Source organism: Kribbella amoyensis (assembly GCF_007828865.1).
Lineage (GTDB): Bacteria > Actinomycetota > Actinomycetes > Propionibacteriales > Kribbellaceae > Kribbella > Kribbella amoyensis.
The window spans coordinates 5,135,524-5,160,980 of record NZ_VIVK01000001.1; the positions used below are offsets into that span (position 1 = coordinate 5,135,524).

Consider the following 25,457-nt stretch of genomic DNA (forward strand, 5'->3'; position numbering starts at 1 on the left):
TTGCCGAGTACCCCGAACGGTTGCTGCGTGGCCTGTTCCACTCCGACGGGTGCCGGTTCGTGAACTGGGCCACCCGCACGACCGCGGACGGGGGAGAGTGCGGCGGCACGAGTACGTCCGCTCCATGTTCTCCAACGAGTCGGACGACATCCATCGGATCCTCACCGACGCCTTGGACGAGCTCGGGATTCCGTGGCGCCGGCCGCGGCGGAACGCGATCGCCGTGAGCCGGCGGGAAGGGGTCGCCGCGCTGGAGGGGTTCGTCGGTCCCAAGGGCTGACGGCGCGATCGATACAGTGTGGGCTGTGACTGCTAAGCGTGTGGTGATCGCCGAGGACGAGGCGTTGATCCGGATGGATCTGGCCGAGATGCTGGCTGAGGAGGGGTACGACGTCGTCGGGCAGGCCGGCGACGGGGAGGAGGCCATTCGGCTGGCTTCGGAGTTGCGGCCGGATCTGGTGATCCTGGACGTGAAGATGCCGAAGCTGGACGGGTTGTCCGCGGCCGAGAAGATCGCCGGTGAGCGGATCGCTCCGGTGCTGATGCTGACCGCGTTCTCGCAGCGGGAGCTGGTCGAGCGGGCCCGGGACGCGGGCGCGATGGCGTACCTGGTGAAACCGTTCTCCAAGACGGATCTGCTGCCCGCGATCGAGATCGCCGCCAGCCGGTACGTCGAGCTGGCCGAGCTGGAGCGCGAGGTCGCCGACCTGGCCGAGCGGCTGGAGACCCGCAAGCTGGTCGACCGGGCCAAGTCGATCCTGCAGACGAAGTTCGGCCTGTCCGAGCCGGACTCGTTCCGGTGGATCCAGAAAACCGCTATGGACAAGCGAGTTTCGATGCGCCAGGTGGCGGAGTTGGTGGTTGACGAGGCTGGCGGTAGCGACTGAATCACTCTGCGCACACCAGGTTCGGCCGGGTTCGGTAACGGTACAGCCGTCACTGGTGCCCACACTGCTTACAGCGGTAACGACCTCACAACACACGCTGGGTGACGTGCGCAGGAGAGATTCCCAAGGTCTAATCTGCGGGTGCTCGCGGCAAACGCGGGAGTCCGGGGGATGGCTCGGACTATCCAGACATGGGAGGAACAGTGCAACAGCGTTCCGTAGTACGGGTCGGCGCGTCGCTGATCGTTGCGTCGTTGGCCCTGACTGCCTGCGGTTCCCGCAGCGGCGACAGCGACGGCGGGAACTCGGGCGACGCGACGAAGACCGCCAAGATCGGCGTCATCGCGCCCCTGTCGGGTGACCTGTCCGCGCTGGGTCTGGGTATCCAGCACTCGGTGGAACTGGCCGTCAAGCAGGCCAACGACTCGAACGCGATCCCGGGCTGGAAGCTCGAGGTCGACGCCAAGGACGACGAGGCCAAGCCGGACGTCGGCAAGAACGCCGCGACCGCGCTGTCCTCGGACGCCAATGTCATCGGGGTCGTCGGCACCCTGAACACCAGCGTGTCGCAGCAGGTCCAGCCGGTCCTCGCGCCGAAGAACATCGTCCAGGTCTCGCCGGCCAACACCGGCCCCGGCCTGACCCAGGGCGCGAACTGGCAGAGCGACCCGAAGCGGCCGTACCCGACCTACTTCCGCACCTGCACGACGGACGCGGTCCAGGGTCCGTTCGCGGCGCGGTACCTGTACGAGACGGCCGGCATCAAGAAGGTCGCCACCATTCACGACAAGAAGGCGTACGGCCAGGGCCTGGTCGGCACCTTCACCGACGAGTTCAAGAAGCTCGGCGGTCAGGTCGTGGCGGCGGAGACCATCAACCCGGACGACTCCAACTTCCAGGCCGTCGTCTCGGCGATCAAGCCGTCCGCCCCGCAGGCGCTCTACTACGGTGGTGAGTACCCGCAGGCCGGTCCGCTCTCGCAGCAGATGAAGGCCGCCGGCCTGAACATCCCGCTGATGGGCGGCGACGGCATCTACGACCCGAAGTTCATCCAGCTGGGTGGCAAGACCAGCGACACCGACCTGGCCACCTCGGTCGGCGCCCCGGTCGACGCGCTGCCGTCGGCGAAGAAGTTCGTCGAGGACTACAACGCGGCCGGCTTCAAGGAGCCGTACGCGGCGTACGGCGGCTACTCCTACGACGCGGCGAACGCGATCATCGCGGCGCTGAAGGAGTCCCTGAAGGACGCCTCCGACGTCGAGTCCGCCCGGCAGAAGACTGTCGATGCCCTCGGCAAGGTTTCGTTCGACGGTGTCACCGGTAAGGTCTCGTTCGACCAGTACGGCGACACCACCTCCAAGGTCCTGACCGTCTACAAGGTTGCCGGTGGCAAGTGGACCACCGTGGAGACCAAGGACTTCGAGGCGAAGTAGTCGACCACATGACCCCGGGGGTGGGACGCCGTGTCGTCCCACCCCCGTGTCATGCCGAAATCTGAGGCAGTTGGGAGGTCGACGTGGACCAGTTTCTCCAGCAGCTCGTGAACGGGCTGACTCTCGGATCGCTGTACGCCCTGATCGCGGTCGGGTACACCGTCGTCTACGGCATCGTGCAGCTGATCAACTTCGCCCACGGCGAGGTCTTCATGATCGGTGCGTTCGGCGCACTGACCACGTACTTGTTGTTCTTCGACGGTGAGACATCGTTCTGGATTCTTCCGGTGATGATCGTCGGAGCCATGATCGCCTCGGTCGGTACGGCCGTGGCGATGGAACGTGTCGCGTACCGTCCCCTGCGGAACGCGCCACGACTAGCACCACTGATCACCGCCATCGGTATCTCGGTGTTCCTGCAGGAGTTCGTCCGGCTGTTCTACGAGCGTCCGGAGTGGACCATCCCGGTGCTGGCCGGACTCGCGGCCGGAACCGCCTACTACTGGGGCAGCCGCCGGACCGACGTGAACCTGAACAACCCGGTCACCAAGTGGCGCGACCGGGCACCACTGCTGGGCGCTGCGGGGGGCTCGTTGGTGGTGTGGATCGCGCTGCGGCTGATTCAGCCGGAGCTGTCGATCGTGCTCGCGCTCGTGGTGATCGTGGCCGGCACCGCCGTCGGTATGGCCGCCGGGTGGGTCGCCGCGCGGTACGGCGTCGACGCGGAGCGGGCGAGCAAGATGATCAGCCCGGTCTGGCAGACCGCGCTCGGGTCGGCGGTCCTGCTCGAGGTGTTCTGGCTCGCCTACGAGAAGCTGATCGCGAGCATCGACTGGCCGAGCGCCAAGCAGCGCATCCCGTTCCCGCAGATCAACGTGGTGACCGGGAACGCCCTGCAGGTCGGCGGGGTCACCATCCAGCGGTCGGCGATCTTCACCGTGCTCGCGCTGGGGATCTGCTCGGTGCTGCTGTGGTTCTTCATCAACCGGACCCGGCTCGGCCGCGGCATGCAGGCGGTGTCGCAGGATCCGGACACGGCCCGGCTGATGGGGATCAACGTCGACCGGATCATCGTGGTCGCGTTCGCCCTCGGTGCGGTGCTGGCCGCGGTCGCGGGCGTCTCGCAGGGTCTGCAGAACAACAACATCGACTTCCGGATGGGCTTCCTGGCCGGCCTGAAGGCGTTCACCGCGGCCGTGCTCGGCGGTATCGGCAACATCTACGGCGCCGTCGTCGGTGGCCTGGTGCTGGGCGTCGTCGAGGCGATGGCCACGCAGTACATCCCGGGCCGGTTCGGTGGTGGGTCCTGGAAGGATGTCTGGGCGTTCGTCATCCTGATCCTGGTACTGGTGTTCAGGCCGCAAGGTCTGCTCGGAGCGAGGGTGGTGGACCGCGCATGACCGACGTGAAGGCGAAGACACCGGCCGCGTTGCCGGAAGCACCCGCCGTGACCGGACCGGCGTGGCCGCTCGGCCTGGCCGGGGTCGCGCTGGTGATCGTCGGGTCGTTCCTGTCCTGGAGCTACGACGGCACGATCCTCGGCGATCTGTCGATCAACTTCTTCCCGGGCTCGCTGCAGATCCTGGCGATCATCGTCGCCGTGCTCTGCCTGGTGCTGCTGCTGACCGTCAAGGGTCCGCTGGCCGCCCGCCTCGGGCCGTGGCTGGACGCCACCGCGGGGCTGCGGGCGATGGGCCTGACGCTCACGCTGTACATGGTGCTGGTCCTGATCGCGATCACCACCCAGTCCGACGGGCTGATCAACGTCAACCCCGGCGGGTACGTCTCGACCGTGGGCGCGGTGCTGATCCTGGTCAGCGCCCGGATGCTGCCGCTGCGGGAGCTGCGGGACCTCAGCGAGGCCCGGCTGCCGGGCTGGCTGGAGATCCTGTTCATCGCGATCCTGATGGGCGCCGTGCTGTTCGGCGCGGCGTTCGCGCTCGGGCTGACCGAAGCGTGGTCGTTCATCCTCTGCCTGGTCTTCATCGCCGCCGTGGTGGCGGGGATGTTCCGGACCGGGGTGTTCGGCTGGCTCGGCCACGTCTCCCAGCGGCACCGCAAGGTGCTCACGCTGTCGGCGTTCCTGGTCGCGTTCCTGTTCCCGTTCACCCAGGGCGGGTCGGACGCGAACATGTCGATCGCGACCCAGGTGCTGATCTTCGCGGCCACCGCGATGGGCCTGAACATCGTGGTCGGCCTGGCCGGCCTGCTCGACCTCGGGTACATCGCGTTCCTGGGCGCCGGTGCGTACGTGGCCGCGATGCTGTCGCAGTCGGCGTTCTCGACGATCGACTGGCACCCGCCGTTCATCGTCGTGATGCTGGTCGGCGCCGGCGTGGCTGCGACCCTGGGCCTGATCATCGGGTCGCCGACGCTACGGGTCTCGGGTGACTACCTGGCCATCGTGACGCTGGGCTTCGGTGAGATCTTCCGGCTGGCGATGTTCAACCTGGACGGCACCAACGGCCCGCTGCTGACGAACGGCCCGAATGGTATCCCGGGCATCCCGGAGCTGGAGATCGGCAGTTTCAACTTCGGCGACAGCCACACCGTGCTGGGCCTGGAGCTCGGCCGGTTCGCGAACTACTACTTCCTGCTGCTGCTCCTGATCGGGTTCATCATCCTGGTCTTCGCCCGGCTGAACGACAGCCGGATCGGCCGGGGCTGGATCGCGATCCGGGAGGACGAGAAGGCCGCCGAGGCGATGGGCGTGAACGTCTTCGGGCTGAAGCTGCTGGCGTTCTCGGTCGGTGCGTTCCTGGCCGGTCTGGCCGGCACCATCAAGGCGCACCAGGACGTGGCGGTGAGCCCGGACCAGTTCATCTTCCTGGAGTCGGCGTTCCTGCTCGCGGCGATCGTGCTCGGCGGTATGGGCACCATCGCGGGTGTGCTGCTCGGGGCGACGATCCTGAAGCTGCTGCCCGAGAAGCTGCGGTTCTTCTCCGAGTACCGGCTGCTGCTGTTCGGTCTGCTGCTGGTGCTGATGATGCGGTTCCGTCCCGAGGGCCTGGTCGCGAACCGGAGACGGGCGCTGGAGTTCCACGAAGAGGACGAGGAACTCGCGGAGGCGATCGAGAGCGAAATGGTCGAGGAGGCGAAATGACCGTCACGGAACCGGCGCCCAGTGCGGCGCCGACGACCGGCCGGCCAGTGCTGGAGGCCGCCGGGGTGACCATGCGGTTCGGTGGTCTGCTGGCCGTCAACGACGTGAACCTGACCGTCCGGGAGGGCGAGATCGTCGGTCTGATCGGCCCGAACGGGGCCGGCAAGACGACGTTCTTCAACTGCCTGACCGGCCTGTACAAGCCGACCGGCGGTGAGGTCCGGTTCGACGGGACGCCGTTGCCGCCGAAGCCGCGGGCGGTCGTCCGGGCCGGGATGGCGCGGACGTTCCAGAACATCCGGTTGTTCGCGAACATGACCGCGCTGGAGAACGTCATGGTCGGCCGGTACTGCCGGACCTCGGCGGGCCCGATCACCTCGGTGTTGCGGGGCCCGAAGTTCCGCCGGGAGGAGGCCGCCACCCGGGCCCGCGCCCAGGAGCTGCTCGACTTCGTCGGTCTCGGCAAGTCGTCGGAGCACCTGGCCCGGAACATGCCGTACGGCGACCAGCGCCGGCTCGAGATCGCCCGGGCGCTGGCCACCGACCCGAAGCTCATCCTGCTGGACGAGCCGACGGCCGGGATGAACCCGCAGGAGACCCGGCAGGCCAGTGACCTGATCTTCAAGATCCGGGACTCGGGTCTGTCGGTGGTCGTGATCGAGCACGACATGCGCTTCATCTTCAACCTCTGCGACCGGGTGCTGTGTCTGGTCCGCGGCGAGGCGCTGGTCGAGGGCAGCCCGGAACAGGTGCAGTCGGACCCGCGGGTGATCGAGGCGTACATCGGCACCGGCGAGGACGAGGACGAGGAGGACGAGCGGCCGCAGGACACGCCGCCCGCGGACGAGGAGGCCGGCCGATGACCGCGATGCTCGAGGTCCGGGACCTGGAAGTGGCCTACGGCAAGATCGTCGCGGTGAAGAAGATCAGCTTCACCGTCGAGCAGGGCCAGGTGGTGTCGCTGATCGGCACCAACGGGGCCGGCAAGACGACCACGCTGCGGACGATCTCCGGGCTGCTCCGGCCGACGTCCGGCGAGATCCTGTTCCAGGGTGAGCGGATCGACAACGTGGCCGCGCACGACATCGTCATGCGCGGGCTGGCGCACTCGCCGGAAGGCCGGCGGATCTTCCCCCGGCTGTCGGTGGAGGAGAACCTGATGCTCGGGGCGTTCGCGCGCAACGACCACTCGGTGATCCGCACCGACCTGGACGCGGCGTACGACCTCTTCCCGATCCTGGGGGAGCGGCGCAAGCAGCCGGCCGGGACGTTCTCCGGTGGTGAGCAGCAGATGCTGGCGATGGGCCGGGCGATGATGAGCAAGCCCAAGCTGCTGATGCTGGACGAGCCGTCGATGGGGCTGTCGCCGATCATGATGAAGCGGATCATGTCGACGGTGAGCGAGCTGCAGCGGCAGGGGACGACGATCCTGCTGGTCGAGCAGAACGCCCAGGCGGCGCTGAAGCGGGCCGACTACGGCTACGTGCTGGAGGTCGGCAAGATCGTCCTGCACGGCTCCGGCCGGGAGTTGATGGTCAACGACGAGGTCCGCAAGGCCTACCTCGGCGAGGACTGAAACCCGTTGCCAAGAGCCCCGATCCCGCGAGGGACCGGGGCTCTTGCGCTGTCCGGGCTCCGGTTCTGTTGGGGGTCAGCCGCGGACGACGATCAGGAGCTGCACCAGCAGCGGGGCGACGATCAGCGCGGGCAGCATGTCCGCGACGGCGACCTGCTTGAGCTTGAGCAGCCGCAGCGCGACGCCGATGAGGAGCAGGCCGCCGGTCGCGCCGAGGGCGGTGACGTGCGCCTCGGGCAGGACGTCGCCGAGCAGCGCGCCGACCAGGGTCATCAGGCCCTGCACCACGAGCACGACGAGTGCGGAGGCGGCCACGCCCCAGCCGAGGGAGGCGGCGAAGGCGATCGAGGCGAAGCCGTCCAGGACCGACTTGAGCAACAGCTGGTCCGCGCCGCGGCCGAGTCCGTCGGACAACGAGCCCAGGAAGGTCAACGGGCCGACGCAGAACACCATCGACGCCGTCACGAATCCCTCGACGAACGTGCTCTCGCCGCGGCTGAACCGGCGCTGCATCCAGCCGCCGAAGTCCTCCAGCCGCTGCTCGATCCGCAGCAGCGAGCCGGCGATCCCGCCGATCAGCATGGCGCCGAGCACGATCAGGATCGGTGCGCTGCCGCCGACGGCCGCGCTCAGCACCTGGTCGCCGACGGCGAGTGCCGAGGTGATCGCGATCAGCAACGTGACCAGGCCGAGCGCGTCGGTGACCAGGTCCCGGGTCCGCTGCGGCAGCCGGTGCCCGATCAGGACGCCGAGTACGGATCCGACGAGTACGGTCGCGACGTTCACGACCGTACCGATTCCGATGAACACGCCTGCTCCTCGCGACGCGGCCGGATCCGGCCGCTGGGTGGGTGGTGCCGTCACTTTGCAACGGACCGTGAAGGCCCTACTGTTGCGCGGGGACGAGCGTATCCGCCCGTCCTGTTCACCTCGGGGGTGGACCTGACCAGGAGGCCGACGTGGCGCCAGCCATCGAGGTTCGCGACGCCTGTCCGGACGACGCGGACACGGTGGTGATGCTGTGGAGTGAGCTGTCCCTCGGGGCCGGGCACCAGCGCATGCTCGCCCCGCCGACGATCTCCTCCGCGCGGACCGCGCTCGGTCGGCTCACCGACGACCCGACCGGCCGGCTGGTCGTGGGCGAGCTCGACGGCCGGGTCTGCGGGATGGCGTACCTGCGCCGCACCCCGATCAGCCCGTTGCACGAAGAGGTCACCGTCACGGTCGAGTACCTCCATGTCACCGCGCGCGCTCGGCGGCACGGTCTCGGCAAGGCACTGCTCGCAGAAGCCGCCGCGTGGGCCGAGCAGAGCAACTGCCCGCACCTCGGTGTGGTCGCCCCCGCGGTCGCACGGGAGGCGAACCGGTTCCTCGCCCGTCTCGGACTCGGCCAGGCCGCGGTCCTGCGCTTCGCGAGCACGCACACGGTACGTCGCCGCCTCGGTACCGAGCACGCGCCGAAGTTGCTCGCCCTGCTCTCGTCACGACGCTCCGTGGTCGCGCGACGGGCCCAGCTCGGCCGTCCCGTGGTCGTCGAGGAGCGCGACTACTCCGACGGCGTCGGCTTGCCGGGCGGCGTCTGAATCAGCTGACAGGTGATCCGCGCGGTACACACGCGCTTGTCCCGCTCGTCGGTGATGACGATCTCGTACGACGTGGTGGTGCGGCCCAGGTAGATCGGGGTGGCGACACCGGTGACCACGCCTTCGCGGACCGCGCGGTGGTGCGTCGCGTTGATGTCCACGCCGACCGCGACCTTCCCGTACGCCGCCGCGTGCAGCGCCGAGCCGATCGAGCCGAGGCTCTCGGCGAGCACGCAGGACGCGCCGCCGTGCAGCAGCCCGTACGGCTGGACGTTGCCCTTGACCGGCATGGTGGCGACGACCCGCTCGGGCGACGCCTCGGTGACCATGATGCCCATCAGGTCGAGCAGGGTGTTCTCGGTCGCCATCCCGGCCGGCAGCGCCGCGGCGGTCGGTTCGTCACTCACAGCGGGTCTCCTCGGGGTCGCCGGACACGTCGACTCGCAGACTACGTCAGCCGCCCGCGTGCGCGTTCCGGAACTGTCCCCGGCAACCACTAGAGTCGGTACGTGGCTGCAGAGACCAATACGACGACGATGACCAAGGACCCGACGGCCGGCGACGGACCGAGGCCGCGGATCCTGCTGCTGGACGGGCACTCGCTCGCGTACCGGGCGTTCTACGCGCTGCCGGTGGAGAACTTCTCCACCACGACGGGTCAGCACACCAACGCGGTGTACGGGTTCACCTCGATGCTGATCAACATGTTGCGCGACGAGCAGCCGACGCACGTCTGCGTGGCGTTCGACGTGTCCCGCAAGACGTTCCGCTCCGAGCAGTACGCGGAGTACAAGGCCGGCCGGTCGAAGTCGCCGGACGAGTTCAAGGGACAGGTCTCGCTGGTCAAGGAGGTGCTGGAGGCGCTCCGGATCCCGACCACCGAGATCGACGGCTGGGAGGCCGACGACATCATCGCCACGCTCGCGACGCAGGCGTCCGGGCAGGGCTTCGAGGTGCTGATCAGCAGCGGCGACCGGGACGCGTTCCAACTCGTCAGCGACGACGTGACGGTGCTGTACCCGAAGCGTGGCGTGTCCGAGATCGCCCGGATGGACCCGGCCGCGATCGAGGACAAGTACGGCGTCACCCCGCGGCTGTACCCGGATCTGGCCGCGTTGGTGGGGGAGACCAGCGACAACCTGCCGGGCGTGCCCGGGGTCGGCCCGAAGACGGCGGCCAAGTGGCTGAACCAGTTCGGCTCGCTGAACGACGTGGTCGACCGGGTGAACGAGATCAAGGGCAAGGCCGGCGAGTCCTTGCGCGAGCACCTGTCCGACGTGATCCGGAACCGGCAGATCAACGAGCTGGTCCGCGACCTCAGCCTGGACGTCACAGTCGACGACCTGGCTCGCCAGCCGTGGGACCGGGACAAGGTGCACACGCTGTTCGACAGCCTGGAGTTCCGCGTACTCCGCGAGCGGCTCGTCGCCGAGCACGAGCAGGTGGACGAGACCGTCGAGCAGGGGTTCGAGCTGCAGGGCGCGCAGCTGAAGCCGGGCGAGGTGGCCGGCTGGCTGAAGGAGAACGTCAGCTCCGGCGACCGGGTCGGCGTCGCGGTGCAGGGTCACTGGGGCCGCGGGACCGGGGAGATCACCGGGCTCGCGCTGGCCACCACGACCGGCGCGGCGGCCTGGTTCGACCCGGCCACGCTGACCCCCGACGACGACGCGGCCTGGCAGGCCTGGCTCGCGGATCCCGCGCAGCCCAAGGTGCTGCACGACGCGAAGGGCCCGCTGCTCGGGTTCCTGGAGCGCGGCTGGATCCTGGCCGGACTGACCTCGGACACCGAGCTCTCGGCGTACCTGGTGCGCCCCGACCAGCGCTCGTACGACCTGGCCGACCTGACCGTGCGGTACCTGCGTCGCGAGTTGCGCACCGAGGACGTCGCCGAGGGCCAGCTCAGCTTCGACGATGTCGAGGGCGGGCCGGCCGCGGACGCCACGATGCTGCGCGCCCGCGCGATCGCGGACCTGGCCGACACCCTTGACGCCGAGCTGGAGAAGCAGGCCGGGACGGCGTTGCTGGCCGACGTGGAGCTGCCGCTGATCGACGTGATCGCCGGGATGGAGCGGGACGGCATCGCGGTCGACCGGGAGTACCTGCAGCACCTCGAGGAGCGGTTCGCGACCGGGGTCCGGGAGGCGGCCACCTCGGCGTACGAAGTGATCGGCAAGGAGATCAACCTCGGCTCGCCGAAGCAGCTGCAGGTGGTGCTGTTCGACGAGCTGCAGATGCCGAAGACCAAGCGCACCAAGACCGGGTACACGACCGACGCGGACTCGCTGCAGGCGTTGTTCGAGAAGACCGAGCACCCGTTCCTGGCGTACCTGCTGGCGCACCGGGACGCGACCCGGCTGCGGCAGACGGTCGAGGGGCTGCTGAAGACGATCAGCCCGAAGGACGCCCGGATCCACACCACGTTCAACCAGACGATCGCGGCGACCGGGCGGCTCAGCTCGACCGACCCGAACCTGCAGAACATCCCGATCCGGACCGAGGAGGGCCGCCGGATCCGCGAGGCGTTCGTCGTCGGCGCCGGGTTCGAGGCGCTGATGTCGGCCGACTACAGCCAGATCGAGATGCGGATCATGGCGCACGTGTCGGAGGACGAGGGGCTGATCTCGGCGTTCAACTCCGGCGAGGACTTCCACTCGGTGACGGCCGCGCGGGTGTTCTCGGTCGAGGCCGCCGACGTGACCCAGGAGCAGCGCGCCAAGATCAAGGCGATGAACTACGGCCTGGCGTACGGGCTGTCGGCGTACGGGCTGAGCCAGCAGCTGAAGATCGGCGTGGACGAGGCCAAGGGCCTGATGGACGAGTACTTCGAGCGCTTCGGCGGCGTCCGCGACTATCTGCGCAGCATCGTCGGCGACGCCAGCAAGAGCGGGTACACCGAGACCATCCTGGGCCGCCGGCGCTACCTGCCGGACCTGACCAGCGAGAACCGGCAGCGCCGCGAGATGGCCGAGCGGATGGCGCTGAACGCGCCGATCCAGGGGTCGGCCGCGGACGTCATCAAGATGGCGATGCTCAAGGTCGACGCGTCGCTGCGGACGTCCGGCCTGAAGTCGCGGATGCTGCTCCAGGTCCACGACGAACTGGTCTTCGAGATCGCCCCGGGCGAGCGCGACGAGCTGGAGAAGCTGGTCCGCCACGACATGGGCGCAGCGGTCGAGATGGCCGTCCCGCTCGACGTCTCCGTCGGCGTCGGCCGCACCTGGCACGAGGCCGCGCACTGACGAAGCACGGAGAGCACGACCTTCGGTCACCCGGCTGAAGCGGCGGTGACCCGCTTCAGCCGGTGGTGGCGAAGACGGGCAGGAGGTCGTCGCGGCGGGCGTTGGCGATACAGCGCTCCTCGCGGTCGGTCAGGGCCGGGCGGTCGGTGAGCGGGTACCAGCCGACCTCGAGGGACTCGTCGTCGTTCACGCGAGCTTCGCCGCCGAGCGGGTGCAGGCGGAAGCAGAGGTCGAGGTACTGGACCTGGTCGCCGTTCGGATAGGTGTGCGGAGGCAACGACTCGAAGCTGACCAGCCGGTCGACGGCGGCCTCGACTGCGGTCTCCTCGCGGATCTCGCGGACGATCGCGACCGCGGGCTCCTCACCTGGCTCGAGGATGCCGGCCGGAAGACTCCAGCGGCCGTCGTCGGCGCGCCGGACCAGCAGGATCCGCTCGGCGTCGTCGAGCACCACCGCGGTGATCCCCGGCAGCCAGAGCGGATCGTGACCGATCTTCTCCCGGAGCTGCAGGATGAACTTCGGAGTCGCCATGCCCCGCAGCCTAGTGCTCCAGCCACGCCGGGGTAGAGCCCTGGCCGAAGTCGGCGGTGCTGCGCCGAGCCCTTCCGCATCGAGCAGTTGTGTGCAATCCTCCCGGATTATCCGTAGATCCTATCGGATATTGAATCCGTACTCCCACGCCCAGGAGGTACGCATGCAGCAGGAGAAAGGCCGGGGGCTGACGCGACGGCGGTTCGTCGCAGGAACATTGGGGGTGACCGCGGCGGCGGGCTCGGCGAGCCTGCTCAGCGGTTGTGGTCCCGGCGAGGCGGTCGGCGCGAGTCCGGACAGTCTCGCGGCTCCGCCGGTGACACCTGGACCGAAGACGAGCGGGATCCCGTACCCGGACGGATACGTCGGTCCGGTGGCCCGCAAGCTCGGGCCGATCGTCACCGAGCCGACGAAGTTCGTCGTCGTGGTACCGCAGGACCTGACCGTCGGCGACTGGTCGAAGAACAAGTTCACCGCATGGCTGGAGCAGCGGACCGGAATCACCATCGAGTTCCGCCAGGTGGCCGGCGCCGACGAGGACGTGACCATCAAGGTCAACGCGATGATCGCGGCCGGCGACATCCCGGACGCGTTCATGGGCGTGAAGTTCAGCCCTTCACAGCTCTACCTGTACGGCGCGCAGAACCTGTTCGTCGACCAGACGCAGTACACGGACAAGTACGCCCCGAACCTGCAGCAGATGTTCCACGACTACCCGCTGGCCAAGAAGTTGTCGACGTCCCCGGACGGTGGCGTGTACGTCTACCCGTCCTTCAACGACTGCTACCACTGCCGGGCCGGCAAGTCGCGGACCTGGATCAACGCCCGCTGGCTCCAGCAGGTCGGACTCGCGATGCCGAAGACCACCGACGAGTTCCGCGAGGTCCTTCGGGCGTTCAAGAAGGCCGACCCGGCCGGCCGCGGACGGACCCTGCCGTTCGTCGGCTACAAGGAGGACGGCAGCAACCAGGTCACCGTCGACAAGTTCGTGATGAACGCGTTCCTCTACAACCCGGGCTCGCCCTGGCTGGTCGTCGACGGCGGCAAGGTCAAGACGTCGTACTCCCAGGAAGGCTGGCGCGAAGGCCTGAAGTACCTGAACAGCCTGTACGCCGAGGGCCTGCTGAACCGCGACGCGTTCAGCATGACCGCCGAGCAGCTGGAGCGCGCGGGGAACAACAAGGACGGACCCCTGCTCGGCGTGTTCCAGGGCAACTACTGGGGCAGCGCGATGGACGTCGACGTGGAGGACCCGACCGCGCGCTGGCACGACTACGAAGCCGTGCCGCCGCTGGAAGGCCCCGACGGTTTCCGGGTCGCCAACTGGGATCACTACACCGGCTTCGATCCGCGGCTGGTGATCACCCGCAAGTGCCGGCGCCCGGATCTCCTGGTCCGCTGGGCCGACTTCCAGCTCGACCTCGAAGTGATGATGGCGGCGTACGCCGGTCCCGGCAGCTGGAGCTTCGCCAAGCGCGGTGACAAGGCGATCAGCGGCAAGCAGGCGCTGTTCGGGATCTCCGGGACCTGGGCGCCGGACAAGACCAAGGACACCTGGGCGCAGCGCAACCCGAACTACCGCTCCGGCGACTTCCGGCTGGCCGAGCGCGTCGACCCGGCCAAGCCGACGTTCGAGAAGCCGCTGTACGAGCAGACTCGGGATCGGTACTTCCCGTACGCCGTCGAGGTCGATCAGCAGTTCCCGCCGGTCGCGCTGGAGGGCGACCAGGCCGCGCTGGACGCGTCGTTGCTGCTCGACCTGAGCGGTGAGGTGGTGCAGACGATGGCGCGTTTCGTGACCGGTAAGGCCGACCCGGCCGACGACGGGCAGTGGAACGACTACCTCGGCCGGCTGGACAAGATCGGGCTGCGGCCGTACCTCGACATCCAGCAGGCCGCCTACGAGAGCTTCCAGGGGTGAGCGCATGACAACGACCCAGGCAGCACCGGAGCGCGAGTCCGACGACTACCTGCCGGCCGCGGTCAAGGAGACGCGGGCCGACCGGATCGTGCTGGTCTGCAACTACACCGCGCTCGGTCTCTTCTCGCTCGCGGTCCTGTATCCGTTGGTGTACGTGCTGAGCGCGGCCTTCAGCGAACCGAAGAACGTCCAGTCCGGTGAGGTCTGGTTGTGGCCGGTCGGGTTGAGCCTGGAGTCGTTCCGGTCGATCTTCGACTACGACGGCATCGTCCGGGGCTTCGGCAACTCGGTGGTCTACGCGATCGGCGGCGCGCTGCTGGCGACCGCGCTGACGCTGCTCGCGGCGTACCCGCTGTCCCGGCGGGACCTGCCCGGCAAGGGCCTGATCCTCGGGCTGTTCCTGTTCACGATGATGTTCAACGGCGGGCTGATCCCGAACTACCTGGTGGTCGACCGGACCGGCCTGCTGGACACCCGGTGGGCGATGATCCTGCCGACCGCGATGGCGGTCTGGAACGTGATCATCACCCGGACCTACTTCCAGACCACGATCCCCGAGGACCTGGCCGAGGCGGCCCGGATGGACGGCTGCAACGATCTCGGCTTCTTCTGGCGGGTCGTCCTGCCGCTGAGCAAACCGATCATCGCGGTGAACCTGCTCTTCTACGCGGTCGCGCAGTGGAACTCGTGGTTCAACGCGCTGATCTACCTGACCAGCGAGCACCTGTTCCCACTCCAGCTGGTACTCCGCCAGATCCTTGTCCAGAGCAACGTCGACCCGTCCCAGGTCCGTGACGTCGCCGAGCTGGTCCGGATGAAGGAACTCCAGGAGCAGCTGAAGTTCTCGCTGATCGTGATCGCCACCATCCCACCCCTGCTGATCTACCCCTTCGTGCAGAAGCACTTCGTCAAGGGGGCCATGGTCGGCTCGCTGAAGGGCTGACGCCATGGCCACCGAAATGCTCGAGCGGGCCCCGGCGGCGACCACCGCGCCCCGCCCGGTTCGCAAGCACACGCTCGGTCTGCGCGCCCGGATGCGCAAGCACTGGCAGCTGTACCTGATGCTCGCGTTGCCGCTGGTCTGGCTGGCGATCTTCGCGTACTGGCCGATGTACGGCGCGATCATCGCGTTCAAGGACTACAACGTCATCGACGGGATCCTCGGCAGCCGCTGGGTCGGGCTGAAGCACTTCGAGCGGTTCGTCGAGTCGTACCAGTTCTGGCGGCTGATCAAGAACACCCTGGTCCTGCACGGGTACGAGCTGCTGGTCACCTTCCCGCTGCCGATCATCCTCGCGCTCGGGCTGAACCTGGCCCGGCGGCGCTGGTACCGGCGGTCGGTGCAGATGATCACGTACGCGCCGCACTTCATCTCGACCGTGGTCGTGGTCGGGCTGATCGTCGTCCTGGTCGACCCGAACACCGGCGTGCTGAACCAGTTCCTCGGCCTGTTCGGGGTCGGCCCGATCGAGGTGCTGAGCAACCCGGACTGGTTCCGGCACCTGTACGTCTGGTCGGCGGCCTGGCAGACGATGGGCTTCTCCGCGATCATCTATCTGGCCGCGCTGACCAGCGTGTCGCCGGAGCAGCACGAGGCCGCGATCGTCGACGGCGCGTCGCGGTTGCGCCGGGTCTGGCACGTCGACCTGCCGGCGATCCGGCCGGTCGCGGTGATCCTGCTGATCCTCAACATCGGTTCGATCATGTCGGTCGGCTTCGAGAAGGTGCTGCTGCTGCAGAACCCGCTGAACCTGCAGACGTCCGAGGTGATCGACACCTACGTCTACAAGCTCGGCTTCGTGTCCCAGATCCCGCAGTTCAGCTACGCGGCCGCGATCGGCCTGTTCCGCTCGCTGGTGGGCCTGGTCCTGCTGGTCGTCGCCAACACGCTGGCTCGCCGCTTCGCCAAGTCCAGCCTCTGGTGAGTGCATCGCGGCTCCAGGTGCCCCGCCCGGTGGTTCGGGCGGGGCACCGAGGCGTGCGTCAGCCGTCGGTGGAGACGCCGAGGATGCGGTAGACCTCCACAAGCCTGCTGGTCCAGTAACTACTGCTGATGTCGTGCGTGTCGATCCCGGCCTCGGGGCTGAGGGCGTCGTACTGGGTGTTGTTGCCCGCGTAGAAGCCGACATGGGTGATGTCGCGGCCGTTGGCGGCGGTTCGTTCGTAGAAGAACAGGTCACCGACCTTCGCGTCCGCCCGCGGAACCCGCTTCGCGTACACCTTCGCGGGAGACGTGTGCGTCCTTGCCCAGTCGTAGATCTCTTCGGCGGTACGGACGGTGCCGAGGTTGAAGTCGTTGAAGAGCGGAATCGCGTTGTACGAAGTCAGCGTCAGCCCGGAACAGTCGTAGAAGTCCGGTCCCAGTCCGCCGAGCCGGTAGCCCTTGGCCTCCCGGCTGAGGGCGATGTTGTAAGCGATCCTGCTCCAGTTGAAGATGTTGCGGGACTCGGTGCAGGAGGTGCCCTGGTCGGTCGTTCCGTTCTGGACCTTCACCTTCAGATGGTTGAGATCCGCCATGTTGCCGGGGTTCCAGTCCGCCTTCAGGCCGACCTCGCTGTGGCCGTTGCCGCCCCGGAGGACGAAGAAGGTGTCCCCACTGGGGAACGTCATCGGTGCCACGGTGCCGTCTCCGTCGACCGCCTGGATACGGATCACCGGGGAGATGTTGGTCGCGGTGCCGGTGTCTTCAAGGCGCCAGCGGATCGTCACCCGGTTCGGGCCGAGCCAGTCGACCTGGACGAAGGCGCTGGCGCCCGGACACTCGACCGTCAGCGTTCCGCTCGGGTTGGCCAATCCGTCGGCGTACGCCGGGGGCGAGGCGACCATGACGGCGCCGGCGACCGCGGTGGCGAAGGCCAGGGCCAAGGTCGTGATACTGCGTCTGGCACGTTTCCATTGCATGATGCGGTTCCTTTCGGGCGGGTTCCCTGCGGGTACAGCTGGACGGTCAGGCGTCGCGGCAGGTCCACGGCTGCCAGCCGCGCGCGCGGTACAGGTCGTAGGCGGCGTGGATGTTGTCGGCCGAGCTCAGGGCCCGGTCGATCTTCTCGCCGGTGTCGCGTCCCGGCAGGAACTCCTGGAGAGTTCCGCCGGTGTTGAACTGGAAAACGCCGACGTCCTTGGTCCCGTTGGTGTTCAGGCCGACGGCAATCGGGTTGAGCCCGGACTCACAGCGGGCGACCCGCACCGCCTTGTTCGCGATCGAGGCCGGGAAGACGGCGCGAATCTGTCTCTCGACGGTCGCGTCACAGGCGACGGCCAGCCCCTCGTCGGGGTCGGCGAGCTTGGCCCGGGTCACCGGTCCGACCACGCCGACGAGGTCCAGCCGGTTCCGGCCCTGGAAGGCGAAGACCCGCATCCGGGTCGCCGTCCCGAACACGCCGTCGACGGCCAGAACGTTGCCACAGTTGAGACCCAGCTCGTTGAGTCGCCGTTGCAACCGCTCGACGCAGCTCCCGGACTCGCCGTACTCCAGCACCACATCGCACAAGGTGACGGCGCTCGTCCCGGCTTCGGCCGCGGCCGCCGGACTTGGGGGGATCGCGCCGATCGCCACCAGTACGGCGCACAGCAACGCCGCCGCTTTCGCTCGAAACCGGAGGTCAGCCGACCGCGACAACCCCACTGTCACTTCCGTACCCATCACGTCTCCTTCGACCTCGGACGGTGCGCGCCCGCTGTGCGGGCAACTCGGTGTCGACGTTAGGGATCGCTGCTGGCGCCGTACTGGCAGTACTCCGCCAGTACTCCTCCGGTACTCCCACCACCCCCAAACCTGGCGCGCCTTCGGGGGTTCCAGCCGTCGCGGGCGTCGCTACGATGGACGGGCACCACGAAATCGCAGATCGACCGTCTGTCCGCCCCGGGTAGGTGCGAGTGATCGATACCGACATCGGTGGGCTGCTGCGGACTCATCGGCAGCGAACCGGGATGACCCAACGGCAACTCGCCGACCTGGCCGGGCTGAGCCTGTCGGTGATCCGCGATCTCGAGCAGGGCCGGACGAGAATCCCGAAGCGGGAATCGGTGCAGGCGATCGCCAGCGCACTGGGGTTGACCGAGGCTGATGTCGCGATCCTTCACGCTGGTGCGGGAATCCGTCAGGTAGCTCGGCATGGCGTAACGGCGATCGGCAGCGGTCCGCTGCGTATCCGCGTGCTCGGCCCCATCGAGGTCTGGCACGGCGACGTCCTGGCTCCGCTCGGCTCCGACCGGCAACGCACACTGCTCGCGCGGCTCGCGCTCGCGGCCGGCGCGGCGGTCGCCCAGGACGAGCTCGTCGAGCTGCTGTGGCGACCGGGGGAATCCCGGGACGCGGTGAGTCTGCTGCACACTCACGTCACCAGGTTGCGGCGGTTGCTGGATTCCAGCGCGCGCAGCGGCAGCGTTCTCGTCGGCGGCCAGAAGGAGTACCGGCTCGTGGTCGGTGCCGACAACCTCGATCTGCTGGCGTTCCGGGAGCTCACCACACCGACGGCGAACGGTGGCCCGGAAGTCGCGTTCGCCCGGCTCGCGGATGCCGTCGCGCTGTGGCGCGGTGACCTCGACGCCGACCGGGTGGCGTCGAGCCCTCTCTACGCCGCGGCAGTTTCGGACTACGCCGCAGCCGTCCGTTCGCTCGCGGGACTTGCTCGCGATCTCGGCAAGCCGGACGAGGTGCTGACCCCGTTGCGGGCACTTGCGCGGCGGTACGAGCTGGACGAGCCCTTGCACGTCGAGCTGATCCTGACTCTGGCTGCGAGTGGTCGCCAGGCGGAGGCGCTCGCGGCGTACGACCAGATTCGGGGCGCGCTTGCCCAGCAGCTCGGCATCGACCCAGGCGAGGCACTACGGTCGGTCCAGCTCGCCGTACTCCGCCGGCAGGATTGGCGCCGGCGGCCGGGGGCGGGGCCGATCGCGGTCCAGCAGACACCTGCCGCGCCGCCGGACTTCATCGGTAGGTCCGGCGAACTGACCAGGGTCGAGGCCGCTCTCGCCCGGCCGGCCGACGGCCGGGGACCGGCCGCGGGCCGGATCGTCCTGATCGACGGGATCGCGGGCGTAGGCAAGACCGCGCTGGCCCTGGCGGCCGCGCAGCGCCTGCGCGGGCAGTACCCGGACGGGCAGCTCTACGCCGATCTGCGCGGCGCCACCGAGACCGCGCCGGAACCGATGCAGGTGCTCGGGCGGTTCCTGCGGGCCCTGGGCGTACCGAGTCGGCAGATCGGGATCGACCAGGCCGAAGCGGCGGCGTTGTTGCGCAGCGAGCTGGCCGATCGGCGGATGCTGATTCTCCTCGACAACGTTCACGACGCGGACCAGGTCCGGCCGTTGCTGCCAGGCGCGGGCGGCAGCGATGTCATCGTGACCAGCAGGCGACGGATGCACGGCCTCGCGGGGGCGGTCGTGGTCGACCTCGGGCCGCTCGCCCAGGAGGAGTCGGTCGCCCTCATCGCGGCGACCGCCGGCTCTCAGCGGGTCGACGCCGACCCCGCCGCCGCGAGTGAGCTCGCCGAGGCCTGTGCCCGGCTGCCCCTGGCCCTGCGGATCGCGAGCGCGCGCCTGGCCACGCGGCAGGCGTGGACGATCAGCGATCTGACCCGCAGGCTGGGCGACGAGAACCACCGGCTCGCCGAGCTCTCGACCGACGGGTCGAGTGTGCTCAACAGCTTTCAGCTCAGCTACGCCGACCTGAGCGCGTCGGCGCAGCGCGCGTTCCGGCTGTGCAGTCTCCATCCCGGCGACGACTTCGGTGCCGACGGCACCGCTGTGCTGCTCGGCTTGCGTCCGGCCGAGGCCGACCGCCTGCTGGAGAACCTCCTCGAGGCGAACATGGTGATGCAGTACGCGCCGGATCGCTACCGATTCCACGATCTGCTCGGTCTCTACGCTCGCCGGCTGCTGACCGACGACGGCGAGGCCGACGCCGCGCGCGCCCGGCTGTACGCCTGGTACGCCGAAACCGCGACGGCGGCGATGGAATGGGCGTATCCCCAGCTCGTCCGGCTCGCCGGGCATCCGAAACGAGACGCGTTCTTCGCGGCCGAGACGGACGCACTCTCCTGGCTGGATGTCGAGCTACCGGCCTTGCTCACCGTGGTCGGCGCCACCGCCGGATCTGCGGACCCCTCGCTGTCCTGGCGGATCACCGACCAGCTGCGCGGCTACTTCCTGATCCGGCGGCACGTCGATGGCTGGCTGGACGCGGCACAAGCCGGGCTCGGGGCCGCCACCAAGGCCGGCAACGACATCGCGCGGACCGCCATGCTGATCAGCCGTGGCCAGGCGCTCTGGTCGGTCGGCCGCGACGACGAGGCGTTGGCCGACTGTCTTGCCGGCGAACAGCTCGCGTTCTCCACCGGATGGACGACGGCTGCCGCGTACCTGTCCCACCACATCGGGTGGCTCCACCTGGAGCACGGCAGGCTTGCGGGCGCGCGCCGTTGGCTTGATCGTGCGCTGGAGCTGACCGAGTACGACCAGGCAGGCCATGTGCGAGCGGTCGCGCTCAACGCGCTCGGAGTCATGAACCTGGACCAAGGGCGGCTCCGGGACGCCGCCGCGCTGCTGACGTCGGCACTCGAGATCAACGAGACGCACGGCAGAGAGCTGTCGGCCTTGGCCAACCGCGGCAACTTGGCGAGCGCACTGCGTCAAGCCGGTGAGGAGACGCGGGCTGCCGCACTGCTGACCGGAGTACTCGCGGAGTACCGCAAGAAGTCCAACCTTCGCGGCGAGCTGTCGACGTTGGACGAATGGAGCAGCCTGCACCTGCAACGGGGAGACGCCGTGACCGCCCTGCAGGTCGCCACGCGCGCCCACGAACCGGCGACCACAGTCCGGGACCGGAAGGCGACCGCGCAGACCGCGGCGACCGTGGCACACACCTATCTCGCTCTCGGCGACGCAACAGCGGCCCGGCAATGGTTCGACGACAGCCTCGCGATCGCTCGCAAGGTCTACCCCTTCATCGAGGCCCGCGCACTCGTCGGCCTCGCCGCCGCACGCCTCACCGCCGGCGACTCGCTCTCGGCAACCCGAGCCGCCGAGGAAGCACTGTCGATCGCAGGCGCCTGCGGATTCGATCTACTGGCCCAGAAAGCCTCCGCCGTGTTGCACGACGCGGTCAGCGGTACTTCGCGAGCAGCTGGTCCCGGGCGGCCGCCTTCTCGGCGGCCCAGTCCGGACTCCAGCTGACATTGCCGAAGTGGAGGACGCCCTGCTCCGACAGGGTCCAGTACCGCCCGTGCGTCTTCATCACCTGCGTCAGCAGGCCGAGCGTGTCCCACCATTTGCCGCCACGCTCGGCCTGCACCGCGGCGGGGGAGAGGCCGACGTGCTCGACCGTCAGCCGGAACGCATCGTCGTTGCGGACCAGGGCGCAGAACGGGTGGACCCGCTCGTTGAGCTGGATGGCGAGCGCGTACTCGAGCGGAGCCGGCCAGTCGGCGTCCGGGCTGTTGCGTACCGACTCCCGGACGTAGGCAACCGGCGGCGCATTGTCGGTGGGGTGGAGCTCGTCGCCTTGGTGGGTGATCCAGCGGGCCTGTACGGCGAAGGCGTCGGGGTCGGCCGCGAGCTCCGCTTCCATCGCGTCGATGGTGCGGTCGGCAACGAAGCACACGTCGCAGTCGACGAACAGGTACGCGTCGTAGGCCGGCCTCGCCAGGACCGCGTCGCGCAGGATCTCGCCGTGAGTGGTGAGCGTGTGGTTCGTCGTGTACCCGGTCTGGACGACCTCGACCGACGCGAAGCGGTTCAGCCGGTCGAGCTCGTCGGACGTGTTGTCGAGAACGACGACGTCCAGGTCCTCACGGTCATGGTGGTGCTGGAGGGACGCCAACAGCAGTTCGGCGTACGGTGTGGTGCCGTGGTTGACCGTGAGGACGCAGATCCGCATCAGGCGGTGGGCGCCTGATCGGCGACGGAATGCCGCCGGAGACCGGATGCCAGCGCGGCGGAGAGGGCCAAGGCGCACGTGCTGGTCATCGCGACGAGGACCTTGACGCCGGTCAGGTCGGTGGCGATGTCGGTGCCGAGGATGATCAGGGTGGCGACGGCCAGGCTGACCAGGCCGATCCAGATCAGGACGGCGGCCCGCTTCTCCTGCTGGGCGATCGCGGCGTACACGACCAGCTGCAACACGGCGTACGACGAACCGGCGAGGGCGAACAGCCACGCGATCGGCCCGACCGGGGCGTAGTCCTCACCACCGACCACCTTGACCACCACGTCCGGCAGCAGCAGGGCACCTAGTACGCAGCACACGCCGAGCGCCGCGACCGCCTGGATCGCGCGGCGCAGGCGCTGGGTGTCGCCGGGCGACGTGGCCAGCGACGGGAAGACGATGACGATCACGAACTGCGGCAGGAACAGGCACGCCTTCGCCACGATCACGCCGGCCGCGTAGTACCCGCTGTGCTGCTGGTCGAGCAGACCACGCGCGAGCAGTACGTCGGCGTTGGCGATGACGAAGAACGCGAGCAGGGTGTGCGTGCCGTGGACGGTCTCCCGCAACACCTCCTTGACCTGCTCGGGCGTTCCGCCGGTCGATCCGCGCAGCAGGAAGCCGCCCAGCAGCGGCGGCACCGCGGCGCCGAGTGCGAGACCGACCATCGCGGCGGTCAGGGTCTGGCTGACGAACAGCGCGCCGCCACCGAACACCAGCCGGCCGATACCGGTCGCGGTGTAGACGGCGGCCAGCTCGGTCCAGTTCTTGCCGCCCTGCAGGACGCCGAGCTGCGAGCCCATGATCGTCAGGCAGCCGAGGGTCGGAGCGACCAGCAGCGCCGCGATCAGCGAGTCGATGTGCAGCAGCCACATGATCAGCGGCGTCATGAGCAGGCAGAACACGGTCAGGCCGAGGGCCGCGAGCCGGCCGGCCTTGAGCATCGAGTCGGCCAGTGCCGCCTCGCCCGCGCCGGTGTGCGTCGCGATCCGGCGCGCGCCGGAGGCCTGCAGGCCGAGGGCCGCCACGTTGCCGATCAGCAGCAGTCCGAGCAGGGCGGTGACCGCGCCGAACTCGGACGGGACCAGCCGGTGCACCGCAACCAGGGTGAAACCGTAGGCGGCCACGTTCATGATGGCCATACCGACCGCGACCACGGTGGCGCTGCGGAGGAAGGACAGCTTCGGCGCCGTGGCCGGCTGCTGATCGGGTGTCGTGTCTGAGGTCATCCGGCTTCTGTTCTGCTGGTAGGTCGGTCAGGCGGGTAGGTTGCGGACGAACAGTACTGCGAGGAGGCGGTCGTGGAGGGGGGAACCACCCGGCCGGTCAGGCGCGCCCGGGGGCGGTCGGCCGGTCCGTCGACCCGGCTGGCGCCGTGGGGCTGGCCGGTCCTGCTCACTGTCCTGATCACCGCTCCGCTGCTCGCTCCGGGGTACGTGGTCGGCTACGACCTCGTCTTCGTGCCTGACCTCACGCTACGGCGTGACCTCTTCGGTGTCACAACTGCCTTACCGCGCGCAGTTCCCTCGGACGTCGTCGTGGCGTTGCTCGACGAGCTGGCCGGCGGGCAGGCACTGAACAAATCGGTCCTGGTAGCCGTCCCGTTACTGGCCGGACTCGGCGTCACCGCGCTCTGGCGCGACCTCCGCCTCGGCGGCCCCCTCGCGGGCGCGGCCGCGGTCGCGCTGTACGTGTGGAACCCGTTCGTCGCCGAGCGGCTCCGGCTCGGTGCCTGGGCGCTCCTGATCGGGTACGCCGCGTTGCCGTGGCTCGTCCGCTCCGCGTTGAAGCTGCGCCGCGGTGACGGGTGGGCGGGCTTCCTGATCGCGTCGGCGCTTTGCGCGCTCACCGCGTCGGGCGGCGTGGTCGGCCTGCTCGTCGGCGGCCTGATCGTGCTCTGGCCGGGCGGTACGAAGCGGTGGCCCCTCGTCGGCGCACTCGTCCTGAACCTGCCCTGGCTCGTCGCCGGCCTCGCCAGAACGACGGCAGCGACCACGGACCCGGCCTCGGTCCCCGCCTTCGCCGCCAGGGACGAGGGGTATGGGGGAGTACTGCCGACCCTGCTCACCCTCGGTGGGGTGTGGAACGCGAACGTGGTTCCCGGCAGCCGCGGCGACCTCGTCCCCGTCGTCCTCGCCTTCGTCATGCTCGCGGCCTCGGTGGTCGGCGTCGTCCTGTGGTACCGCCGCGACCGCATCGTCATCGCGTTGATCCTCGCCGCGGTCCTCTCGGTCGGCATCGGCCTGGTCGGTGTGCTCGCACCCAGCGCCTTCGCGACCGTGGTGGACCGCGTCCCCGGTGCGGGCCTGTTCCGCGACGGCCAGCGCTTCCTGGGCCCCCTGGCTCTGCTCGAGGCGATCGGCTTCGGTGCCGCTGTCGCCGCGCTGCTCAAGGTCTCGCCGCTGAAGTGGTTGGTCGGAGCCACGGCCGCGCTGCTCCCGATCGCCGCTCTCCCGCAGCTGATCGGCGCCGGCCTCAAGGTCTCGCAGTACCCGGCCGACTGGGAGCAGGCGCGGACCGTCATCGCCGCGGGCGGGCCGTCGGGCGAGTTCATCCCGTGGCCGTTCGAGTCGTACCGCGCGCCGACGTGGAACGGGCGACGTCCCGTACTCGACCCGATGCCGCGGTACTTCGACCGGGCGGCCGTGGTCCCGGACGAGCTGATCGTCGGCGGCCACCGGCTCGCGGGGGAGGATCCCCGGGCGAGTGCCGTCGCAACCGCGCTCCGCACGGCGGTGCGGACCGGCGCGGATCCCACCTCCGAGCTGCTCGGCCAAGGCGTCGGCTGGATCGTCGTCGACCGCGAGGCCGGTGGCCCGCAGCCGCGGCAGCTGATCCCGCGTCTCAGCGAGGTGTTCACCGGGCCGACCGTGGCGGTCTATCGCCTCGACGGAACCCCGACGCCACAACGCGTCGCGCCCTGGGTCGCGGTCTTCGTCTTCACCGCGTGGGCGGCTGCCGTGGCGGTCCTGCTCGCCGCGATCGCCGGCCTGGCCGGTGATCTTCACCGCCGACGCTCCAGCCTCTAGCGAAAGTTACTGGCCGGTTGCTAGCATCCGGGCACTTGTTCGAGGAGGGGACTCGCTTCATGGGAACAGTGATCGGTGCTGCCTTGGCCGTGCTCGCCGGCCTGGCTGTAGCCACCACCACCGTGGTCGGCGTCGTGCAGACCGTGCAGGACGACCCGGCCGCGCCGCCCCCGGGCCAGACCCAGGGGCAGGCCGACGTTCCGATCGTGAACTACGGCGACAAGTAA

At 69.0% G+C, this 25,457-nt stretch carries 22 protein-coding genes; 15 read left to right on the top strand and 7 right to left on the bottom strand.

The genetic code is table 11. The annotated features are described in order from the left end of the window. Positions 1 to 49 precede the first annotated feature (49 nt). The 7 genes from FB561_RS38770 (at position 50) to FB561_RS24100 (ending at position 6,999) form a co-directional block, all read left to right on the top strand. The gene (locus FB561_RS38770; RefSeq protein ID WP_238335019.1) at positions 50 to 280 is read left to right on the top strand and encodes a hypothetical protein; all 231 of its coding nucleotides are present in this window, start codon (positions 50 to 52) and stop codon (positions 278 to 280) included. Positions 281 to 296: 16 nt separating this feature from the next. Beyond that, positions 297 to 887 carry an ANTAR domain-containing response regulator gene (locus FB561_RS24070; protein ID WP_145810493.1) on the top strand — a complete coding sequence of 197 codons (591 nt, stop codon included), beginning with the start codon at positions 297 to 299 and terminating at the stop codon, positions 885 to 887. 191 nt (positions 888 to 1,078) lie between these two features. Further along, positions 1,079 to 2,320 (top strand): branched-chain amino acid ABC transporter substrate-binding protein, encoded by a 1,242-nt coding sequence (locus tag FB561_RS24075; RefSeq protein WP_238335020.1) that lies wholly within the window; start codon positions 1,079 to 1,081, stop codon positions 2,318 to 2,320. A gap of 83 nt (positions 2,321 to 2,403) precedes the next feature. Further along, a complete protein-coding gene (locus tag FB561_RS24085) occupies positions 2,404 to 3,720 on the top strand; it encodes a branched-chain amino acid ABC transporter permease (RefSeq protein ID WP_238335022.1) in 1,317 nt (438 codons plus the stop codon). Further along, a complete protein-coding gene (locus FB561_RS24090; RefSeq protein WP_145810495.1) occupies positions 3,717 to 5,423 on the top strand; it encodes a branched-chain amino acid ABC transporter permease in 1,707 nt (568 codons plus the stop codon). The genes FB561_RS24085 and FB561_RS24090 overlap by 4 nt, the downstream gene beginning before the upstream one ends. Further along, on the top strand, positions 5,420 to 6,286 hold the full coding sequence (locus FB561_RS24095; protein WP_145810496.1) for an ABC transporter ATP-binding protein: 867 nt from the start codon (positions 5,420 to 5,422) through the stop codon (positions 6,284 to 6,286). Before FB561_RS24090 ends, FB561_RS24095 begins: the two co-directional genes overlap by 4 nt. Then, a complete protein-coding gene (locus FB561_RS24100) occupies positions 6,283 to 6,999 on the top strand; it encodes an ABC transporter ATP-binding protein (protein ID WP_145810498.1) in 717 nt (238 codons plus the stop codon). Before FB561_RS24095 ends, FB561_RS24100 begins: the two co-directional genes overlap by 4 nt. A gap of 75 nt (positions 7,000 to 7,074) precedes the next feature. Here FB561_RS24100 and FB561_RS24105 read toward each other — a convergent pair whose 3' ends face one another. After that, positions 7,075 to 7,809, bottom strand: coding sequence for a DUF554 domain-containing protein (locus FB561_RS24105; RefSeq protein WP_145810500.1), 735 nt, complete (start codon positions 7,807 to 7,809; stop codon positions 7,075 to 7,077). A gap of 149 nt (positions 7,810 to 7,958) precedes the next feature. Between FB561_RS24105 and FB561_RS24110 the strand changes: the two genes are divergently transcribed. Continuing rightward, positions 7,959 to 8,582: a GNAT family N-acetyltransferase gene (locus tag FB561_RS24110; protein ID WP_145810502.1), complete on the top strand. Its 624-nt coding sequence runs from the start codon at positions 7,959 to 7,961 to the stop codon at positions 8,580 to 8,582. Here FB561_RS24110 and FB561_RS24115 read toward each other — a convergent pair. Then, positions 8,546 to 8,989: a hotdog fold thioesterase gene (locus FB561_RS24115; RefSeq protein ID WP_145810504.1), complete on the bottom strand. Its 444-nt coding sequence runs from the start codon at positions 8,987 to 8,989 to the stop codon at positions 8,546 to 8,548. The two genes, FB561_RS24110 and FB561_RS24115, sit on opposite strands and share 37 nt — an antisense overlap. A 129-nt stretch (positions 8,990 to 9,118) precedes the next feature. Between FB561_RS24115 and polA the strand changes: the two genes are divergently transcribed. Continuing rightward, positions 9,119 to 11,821: a DNA polymerase I gene (gene polA, locus FB561_RS24120; protein ID WP_145813313.1), complete on the top strand. Its 2,703-nt coding sequence runs from the start codon at positions 9,119 to 9,121 to the stop codon at positions 11,819 to 11,821. 55 nt (positions 11,822 to 11,876) lie between these two features. Here polA and FB561_RS24125 read toward each other — a convergent pair whose 3' ends face one another. Next, positions 11,877 to 12,353, bottom strand: a complete 477-nt coding sequence (locus tag FB561_RS24125; protein WP_145810506.1) for an NUDIX hydrolase — start codon at positions 12,351 to 12,353, stop codon at positions 11,877 to 11,879. Between the two features lie 163 nt (positions 12,354 to 12,516). Here FB561_RS24125 and FB561_RS24130 point away from each other — a divergent pair, with 163 nt between their 5' ends. From FB561_RS24130 to FB561_RS24140, 3 genes are read left to right on the top strand one after another with little or no spacing between them, the layout of a single operon-like run. Further along, on the top strand, positions 12,517 to 14,274 hold the full coding sequence (locus FB561_RS24130) for an extracellular solute-binding protein (RefSeq protein WP_170284752.1): 1,758 nt from the start codon (positions 12,517 to 12,519) through the stop codon (positions 14,272 to 14,274). 4 nt (positions 14,275 to 14,278) lie between these two features. Further along, positions 14,279 to 15,217: a carbohydrate ABC transporter permease gene (locus FB561_RS24135; RefSeq protein WP_145810511.1), complete on the top strand. Its 939-nt coding sequence runs from the start codon at positions 14,279 to 14,281 to the stop codon at positions 15,215 to 15,217. 4 nt (positions 15,218 to 15,221) lie between these two features. Then, positions 15,222 to 16,199, top strand: coding sequence for an ABC transporter permease (locus tag FB561_RS24140; protein WP_145810513.1), 978 nt, complete (start codon positions 15,222 to 15,224; stop codon positions 16,197 to 16,199). A 58-nt stretch (positions 16,200 to 16,257) separates the two neighbouring features. Here FB561_RS24140 and FB561_RS24145 read toward each other — a convergent pair whose 3' ends face one another. Both FB561_RS24145 and FB561_RS24150 read right to left on the bottom strand, forming a co-directional pair. Then, a complete protein-coding gene (locus tag FB561_RS24145) occupies positions 16,258 to 17,175 on the bottom strand; it encodes a C40 family peptidase (RefSeq protein ID WP_145810515.1) in 918 nt (305 codons plus the stop codon). A 46-nt stretch (positions 17,176 to 17,221) separates the two neighbouring features. Further along, the gene (locus FB561_RS24150; protein ID WP_145810517.1) at positions 17,222 to 17,917 is read right to left on the bottom strand and encodes a peptidoglycan-binding protein; all 696 of its coding nucleotides are present in this window, start codon (positions 17,915 to 17,917) and stop codon (positions 17,222 to 17,224) included. A 233-nt stretch (positions 17,918 to 18,150) separates the two neighbouring features. Between FB561_RS24150 and FB561_RS24155 the strand changes: the two genes are divergently transcribed. Beyond that, positions 18,151 to 21,450, top strand: coding sequence for a helix-turn-helix domain-containing protein (locus tag FB561_RS24155; RefSeq protein WP_145810524.1), 3,300 nt, complete (start codon positions 18,151 to 18,153; stop codon positions 21,448 to 21,450). Here FB561_RS24155 and FB561_RS24160 read toward each other — a convergent pair. Both FB561_RS24160 and FB561_RS24165 read right to left on the bottom strand, forming a co-directional pair. After that, positions 21,380 to 22,153, bottom strand: coding sequence for a glycosyltransferase family 2 protein (locus FB561_RS24160; RefSeq protein ID WP_145810532.1), 774 nt, complete (start codon positions 22,151 to 22,153; stop codon positions 21,380 to 21,382). The genes FB561_RS24155 and FB561_RS24160 overlap by 71 nt on opposite strands. Beyond that, on the bottom strand, positions 22,153 to 23,430 hold the full coding sequence (locus FB561_RS24165) for a lipopolysaccharide biosynthesis protein (protein ID WP_145810539.1): 1,278 nt from the start codon (positions 23,428 to 23,430) through the stop codon (positions 22,153 to 22,155). Before FB561_RS24165 ends, FB561_RS24160 begins: the two co-directional genes overlap by 1 nt. A 72-nt stretch (positions 23,431 to 23,502) precedes the next feature. Here FB561_RS24165 and FB561_RS24170 point away from each other — a divergent pair, with 72 nt between their 5' ends. After that, a complete protein-coding gene (locus FB561_RS24170; protein ID WP_238335023.1) occupies positions 23,503 to 25,230 on the top strand; it encodes an MmpA family trehalose lipid delivery protein in 1,728 nt (575 codons plus the stop codon). A 59-nt stretch (positions 25,231 to 25,289) separates the two neighbouring features. Continuing rightward, a complete protein-coding gene (locus FB561_RS24175) occupies positions 25,290 to 25,457 on the top strand; it encodes a DUF2613 family protein (RefSeq protein ID WP_145810545.1) in 168 nt (55 codons plus the stop codon).